Source organism: Flavihumibacter sp. UBA7668 (assembly GCF_002483205.1).
GTDB lineage: Bacteria > Bacteroidota > Bacteroidia > Chitinophagales > Chitinophagaceae > Flavihumibacter.
The window spans coordinates 929,252-951,108 of the sequence record NZ_DLHM01000005.1; the positions used below are offsets into that span (position 1 = coordinate 929,252).

Sequence of the window (21,857 nt, forward strand, 5' to 3'; positions counted from 1 at the left end):
CGCCATGGAAAAAACACTCTGGAAACACATTCAAACCGTTCGACTACAAGCTCCCCTTGTACACAATATCACCAATTATGTGGTGATGAATTCAACCGCCAATGCCCTGCTTGCTGCCGGTGCATCGCCCATTATGGCGCATGCTAAAGCAGAAGTGAAAGATATGGTGGCTATTGCACATGCACTGGTAATCAATATCGGCACACTGGATGAATACTGGGCCGACGCCATGTTACTTGCTGCTGAAGCTGCCAATGCAAAAGGCAAGCCCTGGGTGCTGGATCCGGTTGGTGCCGGTGCTACACCTTACAGAGATGAAGTATTGCAACAGTTGCTTTCATGGAGGCCAACGGTTATCCGGGGAAATGGATCGGAAATTTTGGCGCTTGCAAAGGCCAATAAATGCAAAACAAAAGGAGTAGACAGTACAGCAGCCAGCCTGGATGCAGTTACAGCTGCATTAGCGCTCATAGAGCAGTATGGTTCTATAATTTGCATATCGGGCGCCACCGATATTATTATCGATAATCAGCAATCCATTCATTTCCATAATGGACATGCGCTAATGACAAAAGTAACTGGATTGGGATGCACTGCTTCGGCACTGATTGGCGCCTTCGCCGGCGTAATTGATAATAAAACGGAAGCTACTGTTGCTGCTATGAGTCTGCTGGGAATAGCTGGAGAACTTGCTGAAAAAGAAGCGGAAGGTCCGGGTAGTCTGCAAGTGAAAATTTTGGATAAACTATACACGCTCCAGGAAGAAGAATATTGCCGGCAGATTAAAATCACCCGGTTATGATCCTGCATCCGCAGTTTCCATTTCGACTCTACCTGGTTATTTCTGAAGCAGACTGTAAGCACCATAATTTTCTTGTAGTAGCAGAAGAAGCCATCAAAGGTGGAGTGGATATTATCCAACTTCGGGAGAAGCATGCATTAACTACTGCATTCATTGAAAAAGCTAAACGTTTAAAAGAGATAACCGACCGCCACAATGTTCCGCTTATTATCAATGATAACCTTGATGTAGCCATACAGGTGGATGCTGCCGGCATTCATGTGGGTAATTCTGATTTGCCACCGGTTGCGATTCGCAGTCAATGGAATCAAGCGGATAAACTAATTGGTTATTCGATCGAATACCTGGAACAGCTTAGCAATGAACAAACAGAGGTAGCCGATTACCTTGGCATAAGTCCGATATTTAGTACGGCCACCAAAACGGATACCATTACGGAATGGGGGCTGCAAGGTATTTCAACCATCAGAAAGCAAACTCAACAACCATTAGTGGCGATAGGCAATATGAATATAAGCAATGCAAGATCGGTTCTGCATGCAGGTGCTGATTGCATTGCAGTTGTTTCTGCGATTTGTGGATCGGCCAATCCACAGAAAGCTGCTTCTGAATTAATAAATGAACTGATAAAATGAAACGATATAAATATCTCTCCGTACTTACCATTGCCGGCTTTGATGGCAGTGGGGGTGCTGGTATACAGGCCGATATTAAAACCATATCCGCACTGGGCTGCTATGCAACGTCTGTACTAACCGCGTTGCCAGTACAAAATACACAGGGTGTGCGAAAAATTTATCCCATTCCGGTGGAAGCAGTGATTGATCAGATCGAATCTATCTTTGAAGATATTATTCCTGATGCGATTAAAATAGGCATGGTGCACACGCCTGAATTAGTGGATGCAATCGCCTCAACTTTGTCTCTTTATAAAAAAGTGCCCATTGTGTTTGATCCGGTAATGGTGGCAACAAGCGGGCATCGGTTGATAGAACTGGAGACCATAAACACCATTGCGGAGAAATTATTTCCTCTTGCTGATGTGCTCACGCCCAATATGGATGAAGCAACCATCCTGGCTGGTATGGAAGTAAAGACAATAGAGCAGATGAAAACAGCGGGACAACGGATTAAAGAAATGGGTTGTAAAACGGTGCTGCTGAAAGGAGGTCATCAGGAAGGTGCAAGAATTACTTCCGTTTTTTTAGACGAAACGGGATCCCTTCATTCCTTTGAAACGGAAAAATTTATGACCAATAATACACATGGTTCTGGGTGTACCCTTTCATCCGCAATAACTTCCTACATAGCACAGGGTAAATCGCTTTATGAGGCGGTGGCATTGGGACAGGATTTTGTCTTCAATGCCATACTGTATGGTAAAGATGTGCAAACCGGCAAGGGTAATGGTCCCTTAAATCATTTTTTCAATCCGCAAAAACTGATTAAAAATGAACTGGTCTGAGCAGGCATGGAAATCTATTGAACCGATTTACACGTCCATTCTTACAATGCCCTTTATTGAAGAACTTTCCAATGGGCATTTACCCAAAGAAAAGTTTCAGTTTTATATGGCGCAGGATTCTATTTATCTGGAACATTTTGGAAGAGCACTGGCATTGATAGGAGCAAGAGCATACGAAATAAAAGAGGTATTGATTTATCTGCGTTTTGCTGAAAATGCGATCCTGGTAGAGAACGCCCTGCATGCTTCTTTTTTTAAAGAGTTTGGTCTGAAGGAGCGAGGTGTGATCCAGCCAGCCTGTCATCACTATGTACATTTCTTAAAAAGCACAGCAGCATTGGAGCCGGTTGAAGTTGGTATGGCAGCTGTTTTACCCTGCTTCTGGATTTATAAGGAAGTAGGCGATTTTATCTATAAAAATCAACGGCAGGCAAATAACCCGTATCAACGCTGGATTGAAACTTATGGAGGGGAAGAATTTGCGATAGCTGTTAAGTCTGCCATCGATATTTGCGATAAAGCAGCCACTCAAACCACCCCTGAAATCAGGCAAAGAATGACGGAGGTTTTTACTGCATCAGCACATCTTGAATATAATTTCTGGCAGTCGGCCTATGAATTGAAGAAGTGGTTTTGAAAAAAAACTGCTTATCTTAGGGAGACTAATTGCAAATGGATATTGATCTGCACGATATCAGCTTTCGGCTTGCGAAGGAAGATCATACTGCCTTACGGGAACTGTATAATCATTTTGGAAAACAGTTTTATGAACTGGCATTGGCCATAGTTCAATCAGTTGAAATGGCCGAGGAAATTGTAGAAGATGTGTTCATTGCTGTTTGGAAAAATCGGGCCACAATTAAAGAGATCGACAATCTTCAGGTATATCTCTATGTTTGCACCCGCAACACAAGCCGCTCCTATCTTCGGAAATACAAGAACCGCGCTACCATTAATTTTGATGAAGTACAGTTACCTCATTTTAGGGTGAATATAACACCTGAGGACATGTTGATTTCAGGAGAAATTATTCGTCGTATTAATTTGGCTATCAATGAATTGCCTCCCAAATGTCGCCTCATTTTCAAGCTGGTTAAAGAAGATGGCTTGAAGTACAAAGAGGTGGCAGAGCTCCTGAGTATCAGTAGTAAAACGGTTGAAAATCAAATGGCTATTGCATTAAAAAAGATCCATAGCGCAATTACCATTTTCCTTCATGCCTGAGTTTTTTCAGAAATTTCTTTTTTTCTCTTGGGGGTTTGGCTGCATTCCTGCGTCCTTTATCAAATGCTAAACAAAACGCACTGATGAGAATTCCGGACAGGTTATGGATTTTGTTGGCCAAGAAAAGCGCCGGGGAGGCCTCTGAAGCAGAATTGGAAGAGCTGGGATGCCTGCTTTCAGATAATTCCAGCTCCGGGTATACCATCGAGGTTCTCGAGAAAATTTGGCAGGCACAATTGAAAAGTTTTCCAGAACCACATTTGAACGAAGAGGTGTGGGAAAAAATTAATGCTGTAACCAATACAAAATCCAGTGTAAAACCACTGTTCACAATAAGAAAATTACTGGTTGCTGCCAGCCTGCTGGTGCTTTTTTCAGTAGCAGGTATCCTAACATATCAAATTACCAGAAAACAATCTGCCGGTAATAAAATTGCGAAAAAGCAGTACCAAGTAAGCACGCAATCCGGATCCAAATCCAGACTTGTATTGCCGGATGGTACACAGGTTTGGCTGAATGGAAACAGCGAACTTACCTATTCGAACGAGCAATTTGGAAAAGAGAATCGGGAGGTGGTACTTACTGGTGAAGCTTTTTTTGATGTTACCAAAGATGAAATATATCCGTTTATAATTCATGCTGGTCCGGTTAATATTACCGTAAAGGGAACGGCTTTTAACGTGAAGGCCTATCCGAAAGAGAAAACAATTGAAACTTCTCTGGTCAGAGGATTGGTTGAAGTATCTACTGATGAGGCGCCAGAACGAAAAATTCTGCTTAAGCCCAATGAAAAAATTATAATTCCACTTGGAAATTATGTATCTGGCAGTGGAGACTCACTACTGGAAAATAGTCATCAGCCGGAATCGCTTTTCACGATAACCAAGTTGCAGACTACGGTAAATGGTCCGCCTGAAATTGCCTGGACAAAGCCACAATTGATATTCGATAATGAAGCATTGGATTTACTGGCGCCGAAAATGGAAAGCTGGTTTAATATCCGGATCTATTTTAAAGACAAAGAAATTCAATCCAAACGTTTTTCTGGGGTAATTGAAAAGGAGAGTCTGAAAGAAACGCTGGAAGCTATGCAGTTATCAGGGCGTTTTAACTATGAAATAAAGGAAACCGATTTGTGGATTTGGACAAAATAATTCTTAACCAAAAAGACCTGTTATGAAGTAGCCAAACAACTAACAAAAAGGGAAATGCTGGTAACATTTCCCTCTGAGAAAATCGGGAAACGGTTGAAATTCCACCGCTTCCTTCTTATCTAACTTTTCATCTCAAATTTATGGAAAAAAGACGAGCCGTCAAAGGCAGCTCCGTTTTCAGGCTCATTCTTGTAATGAAACTATCATCTATTTTCATTCTTCTCTTTTCTGCCCAGGCATACTCTTCCGATGGGTTTGCCCAGGGAAAGATCAACTTGTCTCTTAAGGATGTAGAAATCAAGAAAGCCATTACAACCATCCAGCGCGTCAGCGACTATCGCTTTCTTTACAATGATGATATTTTACCCCGAAATAAGAAAGTTACCATTACAGCCAATGATGCCACTATTCAACAGGTTTTGAATGATCTTTTCGCAACTACTCCCCTTACTTACAGAATAGTGAAAGAAACCCTGGTTGTTATATCAACACTTGACCAACCGGCAGCTTTCCCCGTTTCAGGTGTAGTTCGGTTAAAAGATCAGGCAGGTAATAACTTAACAAATGCAGGGGTAGTTGTGCGGGAGTCAGGTACAGAGAATATGACCATGACAGACGATCAGGGCAGATTTACCCTGAATGTGGCGAATGAAAATGCGACTTTGGAATTTTCTCATATCGGCTATAAATCCATTTCATTGGCGGTGGCTGGAAAATCTATGCTTACCATAACGATGGATCCCGAAGTGGAACAATTGACTGATGTTGTGGTTACTGCCCTGGGTATTACCCGACAGAAAAAAGCGCTCACCTATTCAACGCAGACAATCCAAGGGTCTGATCTGAGTGATGGAAGGAATGTCAATGTTACCAATGCAATGACCGGCCGTGTGGCAGGTATAACCATCAATAAAACCAATTCCGGTCCGGGTAGCTCCAATCGAATCATTTTTCGCGGTAACCGATCTCTGGTGGGCAATAACCAACCACTGATTATTGTGGATGGTGTTCGGATTGATAATGCTGCCAAGGCAAATGCAGATGTGGCCTTGTTTGGCGGGCGTGATAATGGAGATGGGATATCCAATATAAATCCGGATGATATTGAAAGCATGAACGTCCTAACCGGTGTTTCAGCTGCGGCTCTTTATGGTTCTGATGCGGCCAATGGAGCCATCATCATTACTACCAAAAAGGGAAACGGACAACAGGGATTAGGGATCTCCGTATCCAGCTCTGCCATGATGGAGAATCCGATGATATTTCCGGAATTTCAAAATCAATACGGGCAGGGTACTGCGGGCATATATAATCTTAACAGTGATTTTAGCTGGGGGCCTGCTATGGACGGTCAACAGGTGACAGACTGGACTGGCAAAACCAGTGCATTAAGTCCACAACCGGATAATGCACGAGATTTCTTTAAAACCGGTTCTGAATTTGTTAACTCCTTCTCTGTTTCTTCCGGAAGAGAAAAATCACAAACTTATTTTTCCTATACCAATACAGCCAGCAGCGGAATAGTTCCCAATAACCGCTTTGGAAGAAATAATTTCAATCTTCGGCAAACCCTGAATCTGACAGATAAATTATCGGTTGATCTGAAAGCTAATTATATAATTGAAAAAATTTCGAATCGCCCTCTTTCTGGTGTTGCAAACCGTACAGTTTCTACCCTGCTTGCAATGCCGAGAAGTTTGCGACTTAGTGATATAGAAAATTTCGAATCCGTTAGTCCGGAAGGGGTGCTCATCCAAAATTACTGGGCCAATCCTGTTCCGGCATTTCAGAATCCCTATTGGACTATAAACAGAAACCTGTTTGAACGAAACAGGAATCGTTTTATTGGTCTTGCTGCACTCAAATATCAATTGACGCCAGCGCTCAGTGTGCAGGTTCGCAGCAGCATTGATTATTATACGGATGCCAGTGAAGAAAAAAACTTCAACGATACCTATTGGCTCACGGATTATATCGGAAGAGGTAATTATGTAGTGAGCAGAGAAACAAACCGGCAGTTTAATGGCGATGTGCTGGTAAATTATTTGAAAGATTTTAATAAAGATGTTCGTTTGAGTGTGAATGCCGGTGCCGGTTTTGAGAAATTTGATTTCGAAAGAGCAACTCTCAATAACAATGGACTGAACGCTCCCAATCTTTTTGCCACCAGCAACGCAAGGGCACTTTCCAATTTTCAGTTCCCCTATTTACCCTATTCGCCAATTAGCCGATGGGAACGTCAATCTGTATATGCAGCAGCACAAGTTTCCTACAAAAATTATCTCTTTCTTGATTTAACAGGAAGAAATGACTGGAACTCAACACTACCGGTTGATAATTATTCCTATTTCTTTCCCTCGGCCGGATTAAGTGCCGTAATAAGTGAGATGGCTACCCTGCCTGATTTTCTTTCCTACCTGAAGCTAAGAACCTCTTATGCGTTTGTGGGGAATGGTGCCGGGTTTAATCAATTAAATCCATCCTTTACGCTTGCGCCGGGTGGAAACGGCGGATTTCTGAACATTGACAGAACGCTCAGAAATGCCAATCTTAAACCGGAACAGACCAGAGCCTTTGAAGCCGGATTGGACTTCGCCTTATTTTCAAATCGGGTTGGAGCGGAGATTACGTATTACAAAACCAATACCATCAATCAGACCCTGACGATTCCTATTCCCGATCCCTCCGGCTTTGCAAGAAGAATTATCAATGCAGGAGACATTCAGAACAGCGGTGTTGAACTCGTTTTGTTTGCCAAACCGGTGCAATCCAAAAATTTTAAATGGAACATCAACCTGACATTTGGTGCCAATAGAAATAAAGTATTGGAACTTGATTCATTGTCTAAGGAACCATTACTTAGTTCTCCTCAGGACCTTGGACAAATTAAAGTGATCGAAGGTGGCCGGTATGGCGAATTATATACACGTGGTTTTGTTCGCAGCGCTGCAGGTGATATTGTGGTGCAGGAAAATGGATTGCCAGCAGTAAATACACAACAAAATACCTATATCGGGAATTACAATCCGGATTGGACGGGTGGTATCACTAATATTTTCCGCTACAAGGATTTCAGTTTTTCCTTCCTGATTGATTTTCGGAAAGGAGGTAAGGTGATTTCCGGTACACAATACCTGATGGCTTTCAGAGGAACAGCTGCACAAACTGCAGAAAACAGGGAGACCGGATTTGTAATTCCGAATAGTGTTAATGAAGATGGCAGTAAAAACAATACGGCTGTTACGGCAGAACAATACTGGTCTCATATCACTTCCAATCTGATTGTTGAACCTTTCGCCTATGATGCAACCAATGTTAGGTTGAGAGAAGCGTCATTCAGTTATACCTTCCCGATAAAAAATCCGGGTACTTCTTTTGTGAAACGGGTTACTGCTTCACTTGTTGGCCGCAATCTATTCTTTCTTTCCAATAATGCAGATGGATTTGATCCTGAATCTGCTTTGGGTACCGGTAACAACCAGGGTATTGAATATGCATCGCTTCCTTCTACCCGAAGTCTGGGTATTTTTCTTAAACTCAATTTCTAACTGCTAAACGGTAAAAAATGAGCGCTGTACAACAACATAAAATATTCTTATATAAAATAATTGCAGGATTACTGGTAGCTGTATTAATTGGTTTATCAGCCTGTACCAAACATTTTGAAGAACTGAATACGGATCCAACCACCTTCAGTTCACTTACAACTGCTACCATTCCGAATGCATTTGCCAAAGCACAATACCAGGGGATTTATGGTGATCCGGGTATTTATCAATTGGTGCGTAATCTGTTTGTTGATTATTGGAGCCAGTATTTCGCCGTAGTGGATCCTGGAATCCCGACGGATCGGTATGTATTGCGGGCAGACTGGGTTTTCTACCAATGGGGATCACTGTATAGCAATGCATGGCCTACACTGAAACTCGTGCTGGACGCCACGCGCAATACCGACGCGGAAGCCTATGCCATCGCCAAAATCTGGAAAGTGTATATTTTTCATTCCTGTACAGACTGGTATGGTCCGATTCCTTATTCACAGGCTGGTAATGGTGAACTGAGTGTTGGCTATGACTCACAGGAATTCATCTACGATGATATGCTTAAGTCGCTGGATTCGGCTGTGACAACCCTAAAAGCCGCTGATCAGGCCAGACTGGTATATGGTGCCAATGATTTGATATTTGGCGGGTCAATTCCCAAATGGACTAAACTGGGAAATACACTTCGTTTGCGTTTGGCCATGCGGATCTCCGGTGTTGATCCTGCTCGTGCCCGTACCGAAGCAGAGGCGGCTGTTGCATCCGGCGTCTTGACTTCAATTGAAGATAACGCACTGATGGATGTTGGTCCATCTTCGCCAAATGGACTCAATCTCATGTCTCCATGGGGTGGCTTCAGAATGAGTGCCTCCATGGAAAGCTTTTTTAAAGGATACGATGACCCAAGGATGGGAGAATATTACAGTCCGGCTGAAGGAACAGGTGAATACAACGGTGTTCGAAACGGCCTCTCAGTTGCACAATTGGCAGCAAGTCCCAAAAATCAGGGGACAAATCTTTCCAATGTTGGTCCTCGTTTTGACGTAACCAAAGCCAATGAAAATAAATTGACAGTTATGTATGCTGCAGAAGCCTATTTTCTGCGGGCAGAAGGCGCACTAAATGGCTGGAATATGGGAGGAACACCAAAAGATTTATATGAAGATGGAATCGCCACATCCATGCGCCAATGGGGAGTAACAGCTGAGTCGGCAATCAGTGCATATACTCAAGGTAGTTCTACTCCGGCAGATTTGAATGATTTTCTGAATTCACCAGCCGTTTCGGATATACCGGTTCTTTTTTCAACAGATCCGGAAATACAAAGAGAACAGGTTGGTACGCAAAAATGGATTGCTCTTTATCCGGATGGTATTGAAGCCTGGGCTGAATTGCGCCGAACAGGTTATCCGCGACTGTATCCACTTGCCAATTCCGATAATCCAGACCTTCCGGTACCTCAAATTATAAGACGCTTCCCTTATATCGAGAGCGAATACCTTACGAATTTTACGGCGGTTCAAAATGCTGTTTCCATGCTCAATGGTCCGGATAAACCCAATACCAGAGTGTGGTGGAATGTTGAATAAAAATCAGAAAAGCTATTGAAATGAGGAAACTTTTCCTGCTGTTTTTTTTCCCTTTATTTGGAACTGCTAAACAGCCGGTTCCGCAGATAATTCCTGAACCGGTTGAATTAAAAAAGCTTTCGGGTTCACTTATATTAAATAGCACTACACCAATTGTGTTTGTTTCGGATGATAGTACTTTCAAAAGTGTGCTGGAAGCTTTTACTTCAAGTTTTTCGGAACAGACTGGTTTAGCAGCAACAATTGGGAGAATAGCAGTTGATGATACTTCCCAAGCAAGTCCCATTCTTGTAGCAGAACGAAAGAATGGGCTTGCTGAAGAAGGTTATGAAATGGAAATAACACCAGTATTGTTTCGGATTAGAGCATCCAAACCGGCAGGTTTATTTTATGCATTGCAGAGTTTAAAGCAGTTGTTACCGCTGAAAAGATCAGATTATTTCGAGATTCCCTGTTTGTACATTAAGGATTATCCAAGATTCAGTTACAGAGGAATGCATTTGGATGTCAGCCGGAATTTTTTTCCGGTTGATTTTATCAAACGATATCTTGACCTGCTGGCTTTTTATAAAATCAATACGTTTCACTGGCATTTGACAGACAGCAATGGCTGGAGATTGGAGAGTAAAAAATTTCCGCGACTAACTTCTGTTGGGGCATGGAGAGCTGACCGAACGGGAATTCCATTCGTGCTATCGCAACCTTCCGGTGAACAGGAGCCTGCCACCTATGGCGGATTTTATACGCAGGAACAGGTAAGAGAGTTGATAAGCTATGCAAAGGATCGGTTTATTTCAATTATCCCTGAAATTGAAATGCCAGGCCATTGCACCGCAGCACTGGCTGCTTACCCGCAATACACCTGTCTGAATAATCCTGTTCCACTGCGCATACCAACGGGATATCCAGGAGATCTGAAACATAATTTTTGTCCGGGTAACGACTCCACTTTTCTATTTCTGCAGGAAATCCTGGATGAAGTAATAGAACTTTTTCCATCTCCCTATATTCATATTGGTGGTGATGAAGTGCGGCCGGTATCCTGGTTGAATTGTCCAAGATGCCAAAAGCGAATGAAAGAAAATAAGCTGTCTACCCCCGGTGAATTGCAGGCCTATTTTACAGAAAGAATAGATAATTATATTAGTTCAAAAAATCGAAAGCTGATCGGTTGGGATGAAATAATGGAAGCAGGAATTTCACCCAATGCAGCCGTAATGTCCTGGAGAGGAAAGGAGGGTGGAATCGCGGCAGCAAAAGCTGCTCATGAGGTGGTGATGGCTCCCTATCGGTATGTTTATTTTGATTTTTATCAGTCTGCTCCGGAATTGGAGCCGGATATATCCTATGCCGGACTTAGTATTGATAGTGTGTACAAATTTGAACCTGTACCAGCCGGATTGAATACTCGGGAGAAGGCTTTTGTTTTAGGCGGACAGGCTTGTTTATGGACTGAAAATATTCAGACAACTGATCGGGTGGAGTATATGTTATTACCCCGGATGCTTGCTCTGTCAGAAGCTTTATGGACAACGGCTACTCAAAAAAACTATCGCCATTTTGTTGATAAACTGGATATGCATTTTGCACAGCTCCGAGCTAAATCGGTGAATTATTCCAGATCCATCTTCAATGTTTTTATCCAGCCGAACTATGATAGTGCAACAGGTAAGGTGATTGTTTCAATATATGATCAGACAGCAGGGAAATATACAATACGATTTTCTGTAAACGGTAATGGGGACAATCCTGCGTCAGTGTATACCAAACCATTTGCTGTTTCTTCCAGTTCTGAAATAAAAGCCGGACTCTATTCCGGGGATTCTTTATTAGGTAAGATAACTGTTGCTCAGGTATCTATTCACCAGGCATTCGCATCAAATAATAATTTTACGCATCCTTCTGTTGGCAGGCTCGTTGATGGTGTTCATGGCAGTATAGAACCTTATGATGGAAAATGGGTGTACTGGAGTGATTCGATCCGTTCTTTTCAGCTTGATCTCGGAGCCGTAAAAAAAATAAGAGGAATTCGGTTTCGATGTCTGGAAGATCAAGTGGGAAATGCCTTACTGCCGGAAAAAATAGATATCGAAATATCAAAGAAAGATGAAAAATTTATCTCCGTTTATTCAGCAACCGAAAAAGAACCAAGGTCAGCCATGAGAAAAATACACGGTTATCAGATTAATACAAGCAGAAAGAAAGCCAGGTATATCCGGTTCAAATTTAAGACATCCTCTTATCGGCATCCGGATTATAATGGAAAGAATAGCGTATTTATAGATGAATTGATAGTGGATTAATGAAATATACACTGCTTATACTGGTATTTCTGAGTGCCTGTGGAAACCGGGATACGCTCCTGTTTACTAAACTGGATGCGGATGAAACCGGTATTCTTTTTTCTAATTATTTAAAAGAATCTGAAACGGCCAATGTATTACAGTATTCATATTTTTATAATGGTGGTGGAGTAGCTGTAGGGGATATCAATAATGACGGCCTGGTTGATGTATTGTTTACAGGGAATATGGTGTCTAATAAATTGTATCTGAACAAGACAGATACCTCTTTAAATAATCCGGCAATCAGATTTGAGGATATTACTTCGGGATCCGGTATTGCTGCAGCACAGGGCTGGTGTACCGGTGCAGTCATGGTGGATATTAATAACGATGGCTTGCTGGATATTTATATATGCCGATCTGCTGATATCCAGGCGCAAAAAAGAACCAATCTGCTTTATATAAATGAAGGCAATCTGAAATTTAGTGAACAGGCTGAAAAATATGGGCTGGCAGATAATGGGTATTCATCGCAAGCTGCATTTTTTGATTTTGATCGGGATGGGGATCTTGATATGTTTCTGGTTAACCATTCCTTGCAGGAATATGCAAATGAGGGACTGGAAAATCCGGCGATAAGAAAAAAGAAGCAACCTGAATTTTCAAGTAAACTGTATAGGAATGACAATGGTGTTTTTTCAGATATCAGCGAGGAGGCAGGAATTTATACCAATGTGCTGAGTTTTGGATTGGGGATAGCCATTGCTGATTTCAATAAAGATGGATGGCCTGATCTCTATGTATCGAACGATTTCAATGAGCCCGATTATTATTTCATCAATAATGCAGACGGTACATTTTCTGAAAAACTTTCAGCATCCATGGATGAGATCTCATTGTATTCAATGGGCTCTGATGCAGCTGATTATAATAATGACGGCTTGGTTGACCTGATTACCCTGGATATGTTACAGGATGATGCACCTGCACAAAAAATGCATACAGGTGCTGAAAATTTTGATAAGTACCAGCTATTACACAAGGCCGGACTCTATTATCAAACCAGTCGGAATATGTTGCATACCAATAATGGGGATGGAACCTTCAGTGAAACGGGTCAGTTCGCCGGACTGTCTGCAACAGACTGGAGCTGGGCTTCGCTGTTTTGTGATTTTGATAATGACGGCTTTAAGGATTTATTGATTACAAATGGGTATGCAAAGGATTATACCGATATGGATTTTATCAAATATTCCATGAATCGGGTGGCTAGGCAAAGAGCTGGAGAATCGGATGAGCCGGCATTGGATTATATCAGTAAAATGCCTTCTATTATAAAAGAGAATTATTTGTTTAAGAATAAAGGAGATTTAAGTTTTCAAAAGGTAAATGAAATATGGGGCCTGCAGGAAAAAACCATCTCTTCAGGTGCTGCCTATGCCGATCTGGATAATGATGGGGATATGGATCTTGTTATCAGTAATATAAACGGAGTTTCTTCCGTATATCGAAATAATCTATCCGAAAATAAAACTGCTGCAGCCGGATTTATAAAAGTAAAATTGAAAGGTTCTGCAGGGAATCAATTTGGCATTGGAGCCAGGATTGCTGTTTTCTGTGAAGATGAAATTTTTTATCAGGAGCAACAACCGGTACGTGGATTTCAATCTTCTGTTGATCCTGTGCTCCATTTTGGTATAGGCGAACATGCCATTGCTGATTCGGTTCTGATAGAATGGCCGGATAGGAAAAAACAGCTGTTCTCAAATGTAAAATCAGGTACATGGCTTAAAGTTGATAATGCACAGGCAATTGGTTTGGTGAATGAAACAGTACAGGACAAACGAACGGCATCGTTTCATCAGATTTTTAAAATGGATAGTAGCTATAGTTTATTCCACCGTGAAAACAGCTATAATGATTTTTCCACCCAGCCACTTATGCCTGCATATTTATCGAGGCCAGGCCCCGTTATGCTTGCAATGGATATCAATGCAGATGGCCTGGATGATCTCTTTGTTGGGGGTGCAGCCGGAATTTCATCCTCCATTTTAGTACAACAGAAAAACGGCGAATTTAAAGCGATCAATCAACCCGACCTCTGGGCTGATTCAATTTATGAAGATGTGGACGCTTTATTTTTTGATGCAGATAATGATGGAGATCCTGATCTTTATATATGCAGAAATGCGTATGAAAATCTGGCTGGAACGGAGGTTCATGATCAGCTTTATTTTAATGATGGGAAAGGACGTTTTTTTAAGAAAGATGGAAGCGTGCTTTTGCCGGCATCGTCCTGTGTTGCTTCCTATGATTTCGATCAGGATGGGGATATCGATTTGTTTATTGGTGGAGGTGTGCAGCCGGGAAACTATCCATTATCAACCGACAGTTATTTACTTCGCAATGATGGGAAGGGGAATTTTACAGACTGCACAAATGCCATGAATCCTCAGCTTCGAAAGGTTGGTTTGGTAACGGATGCTGCCTGGGCTGATCTTACTAATGATGGGAAAAAGGATTTGTTAATTGTTGGCAATTGGATGCCGGTAAAGCTATTTGAAAACAATGGCAAAAAACTGATAGATATTTCTGCGGAAAAAATTGGATTTCCGAGTGCTGGCTGGTGGAATTGTTTGATGGCGGAAGATTTGGATAAGGATGGCGATCTTGATCTTGTTATTGGAAACCGGGGACTAAATACACAGTTTCGGGTTAATCTATCTGAACCGTTTACACTTCACTATGGCGATTATGATAAAAATGGTTCAGTAGATCCAATTCTTAGCTATTATGTAGAGGGGGTTTCTTATCCGGCAGCAACCCGGGATGATCTGATGGAACAGCTTCCTATCCTTAAAAAGAAATTTCTTCATTACAAAGAATATTCAACTGCTACCATAAAGGAATTACTAACGGAACAGCAAATCCGTGGTTCCGGGTTGCTGAAAGCAGTTACCATGCAAACAATCTATCTAGAAAACAGAGGGGATAGTCTTATTTCGCATCCTTTACCAGTTCAGGTTCAATTTGCGCCCGTATTTTCTATTTCGGCCATAGATTATAATCAGGACGGAATCAAAGACCTGGTATTTGCCGGGAACGATTCCTGGTCAAGAATAAAGTATGGAAGGTATCGATCCAACCACGGTGTATTGCTTAAGGGTGTGGGCAAAGGGAAATTTGACTACATTGATCAGTCCACATCCGGTTTTCGTGTCCGGGGTAATACCCGCTCCCTTTTACCTCTACGAATAAAAGAACTGAACTATCTGGTATTTGGATTGAATGATGCCAGGGCTGCATTTTACAGGTATTAATATCAACTTTGATAATCCGGCTACATCTTTCGTAGAATCGGCTACATCTTCTAAAACAGCTTGTTGCAGTTTTGCATTGAACAATTCATCAACGCAAAACAAAAAAAATGGAAACAAAAAAAGTATGGCTTGTTACGGGAGCCTCCAGGGGATTGGGACTGGCACTTGTTAAGGAATTATTGGTAAATGGTTATAGGGTAGCCGCAACAACAAGGGATTTATCTGGATTTTCTGCAATTGCCAACAGTAGTCCGCAGCATTTTCTACCTATTCAAATGAACCTGCTGGATGAACACTCTGTACAGCAGGGGATTCAAAAGATGCTGGATACATTTGGCAGGGTGGATGTGGTTGTGAACAATGCTGGCTACGGACAAATTGGAACCCTGGAAGAATTGACTGATCAGGAATCAAGAAGGAATTTTGATGTTAATGTATTCGGCTCTCTGAATATTATCCGGAAGATTTTGCCGCAGCTTAGGAAACAACAAAGCGGAGCTATTTTTAATATCGCCTCTGTAGGTGGGTTTACCGGGAACTTTCCTGGCTGGGGGATTTATTGTGCTACTAAATTTGCGGTAGCCGGATTTACAGAATCATTGGCGGCAGAAGTTAAATCTTTCGGTATTACTGCAACTGTGGTGTATCCCGGTTATTTCAGAACCGATTTTCTTTCGGATGAATCTCTGAACCTGCCCGCACAACCTATTCTGGAATACAAGGAAGCCCGTGCACTTGAAGCTGCGCATAAAGAACAGATTCAGGGTAACCAGGCAGGTGATCCGCATAAAGCAGCGAACGCGCTTATTGAAATCGCAGAAGGAAAAGAATTGCCGCTTCATTTATTCCTGGGATCGGATGCTTTCCAAATGGCGGAAGCTAAAATTGCTGAAGTGCAGCAACAGCTCCATAAGTTTGAAGCAATATCTAAATCCACGGAATTTTCCGCAGCTTAGTAAATTTGTAAGGAATCATTTTAATCAGTCAATATGAGTAACAGGAAAATTCAAACGATTCAATCCCTCGCTGAATTCCATACCCTCTGCGGATTGTCAGGTCCTGAGCACCCGCTGATCAGTATGATTGATTATAGTAAGGTTGTCTACAATACCGGTGATAGTAATGTATTAACCTGGGTACAGCAATTTTACCTGATTGGGATGAAACGAAATGTGAATGGAAAATTGCAATATGGTCAGCAGAAATATGATTTTGATGAGGGGCTGATGACCTTTGTGGCACCCGGACAAGTACTCTCATTTACAGTAGAACGAAGTGAAGTCAGGCCATCTGGCTTCCTTCTTCTTATACATCCTGATTTTCTTTGGAATTCTACTCTTGCTTCCCGGATAAAACAGTTTGATTTTTTCGGTTATGGAGTAAATGAGGCCTTGTTTCTGTCTGAAAAGGAAGAAGCCGTTATCGCAGAACTCCTGAAATTGATTCAGCAGGAATATCATTCTTCCATTGATGCCTATAGTCAGTCAATTATCATTTCGCAGATTGAAGTGGTGCTCAACTATTGTGAGCGATTTTACCAGCGGCAATTTATCACCAGGAAAATAATCAATCACCAGGTATTGTCCCGCCTTGAACAGGTATTGGAAACCTATTTTTCCAGCGATTCTATAGTAGAAAAGGGATTGCCCTCCGTTCAGCAGATTGCGACGGAAATAAATATGTCGCCCAATTATTTAAGTAGTTTGGTGAAATCACTCACCGGACAAAGTACGCAGCAGCTTATTCATGAAAAACTTATTGAAAAAGCCAAGGAGAAATTGTCTGCCACTAATTTATCGGTGAGTGAAATTGCCTATGAATTGGGATTTGAGCACTCACAATCCTTCAGTAAACTGTTTAAATCAAAAACAGCACAATCCCCTTTGGAGTTTAGAGCGAAATTCAATTAAATGCCAGGTTCTTTATAATTCTTTTTTCGATTTTCCAGCCAATGATCAAGGCTCCAATGGCCGGGGCCGCATAGAAAAAAGACGGCGAACAATAACAGGAAAAGGAAGGGGAGTTCACCTTCAAAAATATTACCCTTGTTCATGGTGTAAATCACTCCCGCCATGGTGAGCATCAGAAAAGAAGTCACCCATTTGGTAAACAAGCCGAGTATCAGACAGATACCGCCAACCAGTTCAATAATTTTGGCTGCATATCCGGAAAATACAGGAAATGGAAAGCCGGATTGTTTCAAAAAGTCAAGTAAACCACCGATATTAAATAGTTCAAGGGAATACCGAAAGATAAACCAGCCTGTTAGAATCCGAACCAATACAATTCCCTTGGTCCATACCCCTGCTGCAGTGAAAATTCTTACCATACTGTTTTTCCTTCAAATAACTGCAAGCCATAATTGGTGGTGGTAAAACCTGCGTAAATAATCTGTAACCAATTGTAAATTTCCAATTTTATCCTATATTCGGGTACGTACACGAAAATTTACCAACTTAACTAAACCAGCTCGCCATGTCAGCTTCCCGCAATAGTCGACGCCAATTTATTCGTACTGCAGCCAAAGGTGCTGCCCTGCTATCTGTAGGAGGAATATTACCCGGATTCAGTGCCTCCAGTTATGCCAATATACTGGGTGCCAATGAACGTGTAAACCTCGCCGTTATGGGAGTGAACTCCCGAGGTTTTGCATTGGCTACCAACTTTGCAGCACAAAAAAATGCACGTATTCGAATCGTTTGTGATGTGGATAAGAGAGCTGCCAGCAAATGCCAGGCAGCCATTGCAAAGGTACAGGGGCAACAACCTCTGGTAGAAAAGGATATTCGAAAAACGCTGGCTTCCAGGGATATTGATGCGTTAGTAGTGGCGGCTCCGGATCACTGGCATGCTCCTGCAGCTATCCTGGCAGCTAAAGCGGGCAAACATGTCTACCTCGAAAAACCAGCCAGCCATAATCCACAGGAAGGTGAATTACTGCTGGCTGTTCAGAAAAAATACAATACCGTGGTGCAGATGGGCAACCAGCGGCGCTCCTGGCCCAATATAGTTGAAGGAATCAAATCATTGCAGGATGGGCTTATCGGAAGACCCTATATGGCCAAAACCTGGTATTCGAATAATCGTCCAACTATTGGAATAGGTAAAAATGCCCCTATTCCTGAATGGCTGGATTTTGATTTGTGGCAGGGGCCTGCTCCAAGATCAGTGTTTAAGGATAATCTCATTCATTATAACTGGCACTGGTTCTGGCATTGGGGCACCGGTGAAGCACTCAATAATGGTACCCATATGGTGGATATTGCCCGTTGGGGATTGCAGGAAACCTATCCAACACGTGTGCTGTCTTCTGGAGGTCGATACCGTTATCAGGATGATTGGGAAACTCCCGATACACAAAATATCTCTATTGAATTTGGCAATCGTTCTACCATTACCTGGGAGGGGCGTAGCTGTAATTCGAGACATGTGGAAGGATCCAGTGTTGGGGTTATATTTTACGCTGAAAACGGTACCATGGAATTTGATGGCGGTAATTCCTATAAGGTTTATGATTTAAAAAATAAACTGATCAGGGAAGTAAAGAATGATTCCAGCGTGAATGCTACCAGTCTTTCCAATCCATCTGAAATGCTGGATGCCATCCACCTGAATAATTTTCTGGACGCGATTCGTTCAGGCGCTTCTTTGAATGCAGAAATTGTTGGAGGCCATCAGAGCACGCTACTGGTTCAGTTGGGAAATATCGCCCAAAGAACCGGTTCTATTCTGGAAATTGATGCCACCAATGGCCATATCAAAAACAATGCAACTGCACAGGCCCTTTGGAAGCGCAGTAACGAACCGGGATGGGAACCCACGCTTTAATCCGTCTGCATGAAACAATCAACCATTATTTCGATTGCCATAATAGCCGGGCTGTTTTTTATTTTCGGACTGGTAAGCTGGGTGAATGCCATCCTGATACCCTATTTCAAAATTGCCTGTGAACTCAGTAATTTTCAGAGTTATCTTGTCGCCTTTGCATTTTATATTTCCTATTTTGTTTTGTCGGTTCCTGCTTCTTTTTTGCTGAAAAAGCTGGGATTCAAAAAAGGAATGATGGTGGGTTTCTGGATCATGGCTGCCGGTGCCTTTCTTTTTGTGCCCGCTGCCCTTGGAAGAACCTATGCAATTTTCCTGGCGGGATTATTTACCCTTGGCGCCGGGCTGGCTATTTTGCAAACCGCCGCTAATCCCTATATAACAGTACTGGGTCCGAAAGAGCGGGCAGCGCAAAGAATCAGTATCATGGGAATCTGCAATAAATTTGCCGGGATACTGGCACCTTTATTATTTGCGGCTGCTATTTTGCGTCCAACTGATGCAGACTTGTTTAAACAAATTCCGTTGATGGAAATGGCAGAACGAAGTAAGGTACTGGACGAGTTGATCCGCCGCGTTATTGGTCCTTATTCCATTGTTGGAATAGCTTTGATTTTATTGGGAATTTTGGTTCGGTATTCACCCTTGCCAGAGATCAATACCGATGAAGAAAGTGAAGACCTTGCCGTAGTTAATTCGTCAAAAACCAGTGTGCTGCAATTTCCTCATCTGGTGCTTGGCGCAATTGCTATTTTTCTCCATGTGGGAACACAGGTAATTGCCATCGACACCATCATACCTTATGCCGGATCCATGCAGATTGATTTGCTGGAAGCTAAATCCTTCCCGGGTTACACACTAACGGCAACCATTATCGGATATGTATTGGGTATCATCGCCATTCCCAAATTGATTACACAGGTTACGGCATTGCGAACCTGCACACTACTGGGGTTATTATTTTCCGGATTAATCATTTCGGCAAAAGGACCAGTTTCCTTATTGGGACATCAATCGGACGTTTCCATCTGGTTTTTGGTGCTGCTTGGGCTGGCAAATTCATTGGTATGGGCCGGGATATGGCCGCTTGCACTGGATGGATTAGGGCGATTTACCAAGGTTGGCGCATCTGTTATGATAATGGGGCTTTGCGGAAATGCCATCATGCCTTTATTGTACGGTTGGGCGGCTGATGCATGGGGACTACGAATGGCCTATCTGGTATTGATCCCCTGTTATCTGTACCTGATCTTTTATGCATTTTATGGACATCAAATAAGAAACTGGAAAAAAACAGTGGTCAGTATAGCTGTTTTTTCACTAACACTACCTGCAATGGCACAGGATATGAAATCCAAACCGGCTTATCGGCTGCTGACAATTGACCCCGGCCATTTTCATGCTGCACTGGTTATGAAAACTTCTTATCCGGAGATTGATACTACCTGTTATGTATATGCGCCCGATAATCAGGAGACTACTCAGTACCTCCAATTGATTCAGTCTTTTAATAAGCGAAGCATTAATCCCACTAATTGGAATCCACAATTATATGCTGAACGCGAATACCTTAAACAGGCATGGATGCAACCACCCGGAAGTATATTGGTGCTGGCGGGTAAAAATCGTCATAAAGCCGATCATATTTCCAGCGCTGTTGAGCAAGGCTATGATGTGCTTGCTGATAAGCCAATGGCGATTAATCCTTTCGGATTTCAGCAGCTTGAAAAATCGCTGGAGCAGGCAAGAAAGGAAGGCCGTATTGTTTTGGATATCATGACGGAGCGATTTGAAATTATCAATATCCTGCAACGAATTTTATTAAATCAACGTGAATTGTTTGGCGAGCTGGAAAAAGGAACGCCAGAAAACCCGGCTGTGGTAAAAGAAAGTCTGCATCATTACTATAAAATGGTGGCAGGCCAACCCCTACGGCGCCCCGAATGGCAATATGACCCGTCACAAGCAGGAAGCGGATTGGTAGATGTTACCACCCATTTGATCGATTTGGTGCAATGGACCTGTTTCCCTGAAGTAGAATTGAAGTATAAGGAAGATATCATGATTCATAGTGCCAGAGAATGGAATACCGCGCTGAGCTTTCCGCAATTTGCTGCTTCTACGGAAGCAAAAAAATGGCCTGATTACCTGGCACAATACATCCTGGACGATACTTTACATATTCCATCGAATGGAGAAATACTGTATTCTGTCAGAGGCGTAGTGGTAAAAGTAAAAGTGGAATGGAATTATAAAGCAGCTGATGGTGGGGGAGATACACATTATTCAGTTGTACGTGGATCGGGTGCTAATTTGGTAATTCGGCAGGGATCCAATGACCGAAATGGGGCCAGCCTGTATATTCAATCGCCTAAAGGAAAGGATCTGCCGGAAGATAAATTAAAAAGGGCACTGGAGTTGATTCAGCAAACGTATCCGGATATAGGTCTGGTAAAAGAGGGACTGGAGTGGAAACTGCTGATTCCGGATCAATACAGAACCGGCCATGAAGCACATTTTGCAAAAGTCACCAGCCAGTTTCTCCAATATAAGCAACATGGAAATATGCCGGCATGGGAATGGTTTTTTATGCTGGCAAAATATTATATCACTACCCAATCGCTGTTAATGGCGAAAAGTAAATAGAAAAC

General features: G+C 42.3%; 15 protein-coding genes. 14 read left to right on the plus strand and 1 reads right to left on the minus strand.

Annotated features, from left to right (window positions below; translation table 11 throughout):
* Nucleotides 1–4: 4 nt before the first annotated feature.
* The 12 genes from thiM (at nt 5) to B2746_RS16145 (ending at nt 17,291) form a co-directional block, all read left to right on the plus strand.
* Nucleotides 5–802: a hydroxyethylthiazole kinase gene (gene thiM, locus B2746_RS16090; RefSeq protein WP_290795954.1), complete on the plus strand. Its 798-nt coding sequence runs from the start codon at nt 5–7 to the stop codon at nt 800–802.
* Nucleotides 799–1,437: a thiamine phosphate synthase gene (gene thiE, locus B2746_RS16095; protein ID WP_290795957.1), complete on the plus strand. Its 639-nt coding sequence runs from the start codon at nt 799–801 to the stop codon at nt 1,435–1,437. The genes thiM and thiE overlap by 4 nt, the downstream gene beginning before the upstream one ends.
* Nucleotides 1,434–2,267, plus strand: a complete 834-nt coding sequence (gene thiD / locus B2746_RS16100) for a bifunctional hydroxymethylpyrimidine kinase/phosphomethylpyrimidine kinase (RefSeq protein ID WP_290795959.1) — start codon at nt 1,434–1,436, stop codon at nt 2,265–2,267. The genes thiE and thiD overlap by 4 nt, the downstream gene beginning before the upstream one ends.
* Nucleotides 2,254–2,904 (plus strand): thiaminase II, encoded by a 651-nt coding sequence (gene tenA / locus B2746_RS16105; RefSeq protein ID WP_290795961.1) that lies wholly within the window; start codon nt 2,254–2,256, stop codon nt 2,902–2,904. Before thiD ends, tenA begins: the two co-directional genes overlap by 14 nt.
* Nucleotides 2,905–2,939: 35 nt before the next feature.
* The gene (locus B2746_RS16110) at nt 2,940–3,491 is read left to right on the plus strand and encodes an RNA polymerase sigma-70 factor (protein ID WP_290795963.1); all 552 of its coding nucleotides are present in this window, start codon (nt 2,940–2,942) and stop codon (nt 3,489–3,491) included.
* A gap of 83 nt (nt 3,492–3,574) precedes the next feature.
* Nucleotides 3,575–4,645: a FecR family protein gene (locus tag B2746_RS16115; protein ID WP_290795965.1), complete on the plus strand. Its 1,071-nt coding sequence runs from the start codon at nt 3,575–3,577 to the stop codon at nt 4,643–4,645.
* Between the two features lie 140 nt (nt 4,646–4,785).
* Complete coding sequence (locus tag B2746_RS16120; protein WP_290795967.1) at nt 4,786–8,193, plus strand: SusC/RagA family TonB-linked outer membrane protein; 3,408 nt, start codon at nt 4,786–4,788, stop codon at nt 8,191–8,193.
* A 17-nt stretch (nt 8,194–8,210) separates the two neighbouring features.
* Nucleotides 8,211–9,776: a SusD/RagB family nutrient-binding outer membrane lipoprotein gene (locus B2746_RS16125; RefSeq protein ID WP_290795969.1), complete on the plus strand. Its 1,566-nt coding sequence runs from the start codon at nt 8,211–8,213 to the stop codon at nt 9,774–9,776.
* A 20-nt stretch (nt 9,777–9,796) separates the two neighbouring features.
* On the plus strand, nt 9,797–12,079 hold the full coding sequence (locus B2746_RS16130; RefSeq protein WP_290795972.1) for a family 20 glycosylhydrolase: 2,283 nt from the start codon (nt 9,797–9,799) through the stop codon (nt 12,077–12,079).
* Nucleotides 12,079–15,381, plus strand: a complete 3,303-nt coding sequence (locus tag B2746_RS16135) for a VCBS repeat-containing protein (protein WP_290795974.1) — start codon at nt 12,079–12,081, stop codon at nt 15,379–15,381. Before B2746_RS16130 ends, B2746_RS16135 begins: the two co-directional genes overlap by 1 nt.
* A gap of 107 nt (nt 15,382–15,488) precedes the next feature.
* Nucleotides 15,489–16,337 (plus strand): SDR family NAD(P)-dependent oxidoreductase, encoded by an 849-nt coding sequence (locus B2746_RS16140; protein WP_290795976.1) that lies wholly within the window; start codon nt 15,489–15,491, stop codon nt 16,335–16,337.
* Nucleotides 16,338–16,370: 33 nt separating this feature from the next.
* Nucleotides 16,371–17,291 carry a helix-turn-helix domain-containing protein gene (locus B2746_RS16145; RefSeq protein ID WP_290795978.1) on the plus strand — a complete coding sequence of 307 codons (921 nt, stop codon included), beginning with the start codon at nt 16,371–16,373 and terminating at the stop codon, nt 17,289–17,291.
* Here B2746_RS16145 and B2746_RS16150 read toward each other — a convergent pair.
* Nucleotides 17,288–17,710, minus strand: coding sequence for a DoxX family protein (locus B2746_RS16150; RefSeq protein ID WP_290795980.1), 423 nt, complete (start codon nt 17,708–17,710; stop codon nt 17,288–17,290). The two genes, B2746_RS16145 and B2746_RS16150, sit on opposite strands and share 4 nt — an antisense overlap.
* Nucleotides 17,711–17,856: 146 nt before the next feature.
* On the opposite strand from B2746_RS16150, the gene B2746_RS16155 reads away from it, so the two are divergent.
* Together B2746_RS16155 and gluP are read left to right on the plus strand one after the other, a co-directional pair.
* The gene (locus B2746_RS16155; RefSeq protein WP_290795982.1) at nt 17,857–19,209 is read left to right on the plus strand and encodes a Gfo/Idh/MocA family protein; all 1,353 of its coding nucleotides are present in this window, start codon (nt 17,857–17,859) and stop codon (nt 19,207–19,209) included.
* A 9-nt stretch (nt 19,210–19,218) separates the two neighbouring features.
* On the plus strand, nt 19,219–21,852 hold the full coding sequence (gene gluP, locus B2746_RS16160) for a glucose/galactose MFS transporter (RefSeq protein WP_290795984.1): 2,634 nt from the start codon (nt 19,219–19,221) through the stop codon (nt 21,850–21,852).
* Nucleotides 21,853–21,857: the final 5 nt, after the last annotated feature.

Coding starts and splice junctions, on each gene's coding strand:
- thiM (WP_290795954.1), top strand. CDS start 5: ATGGAAAAAACACTCTGGAAACACATTCAAACCGTTCGACTACAAGCT.
- thiE (WP_290795957.1), top strand. CDS start 799: ATGATCCTGCATCCGCAGTTTCCATTTCGACTCTACCTGGTTATTTCT.
- thiD (WP_290795959.1), top strand. CDS start 1,434: ATGAAACGATATAAATATCTCTCCGTACTTACCATTGCCGGCTTTGAT.
- tenA (WP_290795961.1), top strand. CDS start 2,254: ATGAACTGGTCTGAGCAGGCATGGAAATCTATTGAACCGATTTACACG.
- B2746_RS16110 (WP_290795963.1), top strand. CDS start 2,940: ATGGATATTGATCTGCACGATATCAGCTTTCGGCTTGCGAAGGAAGAT.
- B2746_RS16115 (WP_290795965.1), top strand. CDS start 3,575: ATGAGAATTCCGGACAGGTTATGGATTTTGTTGGCCAAGAAAAGCGCC.
- B2746_RS16120 (WP_290795967.1), top strand. CDS start 4,786: ATGGAAAAAAGACGAGCCGTCAAAGGCAGCTCCGTTTTCAGGCTCATT.
- B2746_RS16125 (WP_290795969.1), top strand. CDS start 8,211: ATGAGCGCTGTACAACAACATAAAATATTCTTATATAAAATAATTGCA.
- B2746_RS16130 (WP_290795972.1), top strand. CDS start 9,797: ATGAGGAAACTTTTCCTGCTGTTTTTTTTCCCTTTATTTGGAACTGCT.
- B2746_RS16135 (WP_290795974.1), top strand. CDS start 12,079: ATGAAATATACACTGCTTATACTGGTATTTCTGAGTGCCTGTGGAAAC.
- B2746_RS16140 (WP_290795976.1), top strand. CDS start 15,489: ATGGAAACAAAAAAAGTATGGCTTGTTACGGGAGCCTCCAGGGGATTG.
- B2746_RS16145 (WP_290795978.1), top strand. CDS start 16,371: ATGAGTAACAGGAAAATTCAAACGATTCAATCCCTCGCTGAATTCCAT.
- B2746_RS16150 (WP_290795980.1), bottom strand. CDS start 17,710: ATGGTAAGAATTTTCACTGCAGCAGGGGTATGGACCAAGGGAATTGTA.
- B2746_RS16155 (WP_290795982.1), top strand. CDS start 17,857: ATGTCAGCTTCCCGCAATAGTCGACGCCAATTTATTCGTACTGCAGCC.
- gluP (WP_290795984.1), top strand. CDS start 19,219: ATGAAACAATCAACCATTATTTCGATTGCCATAATAGCCGGGCTGTTT.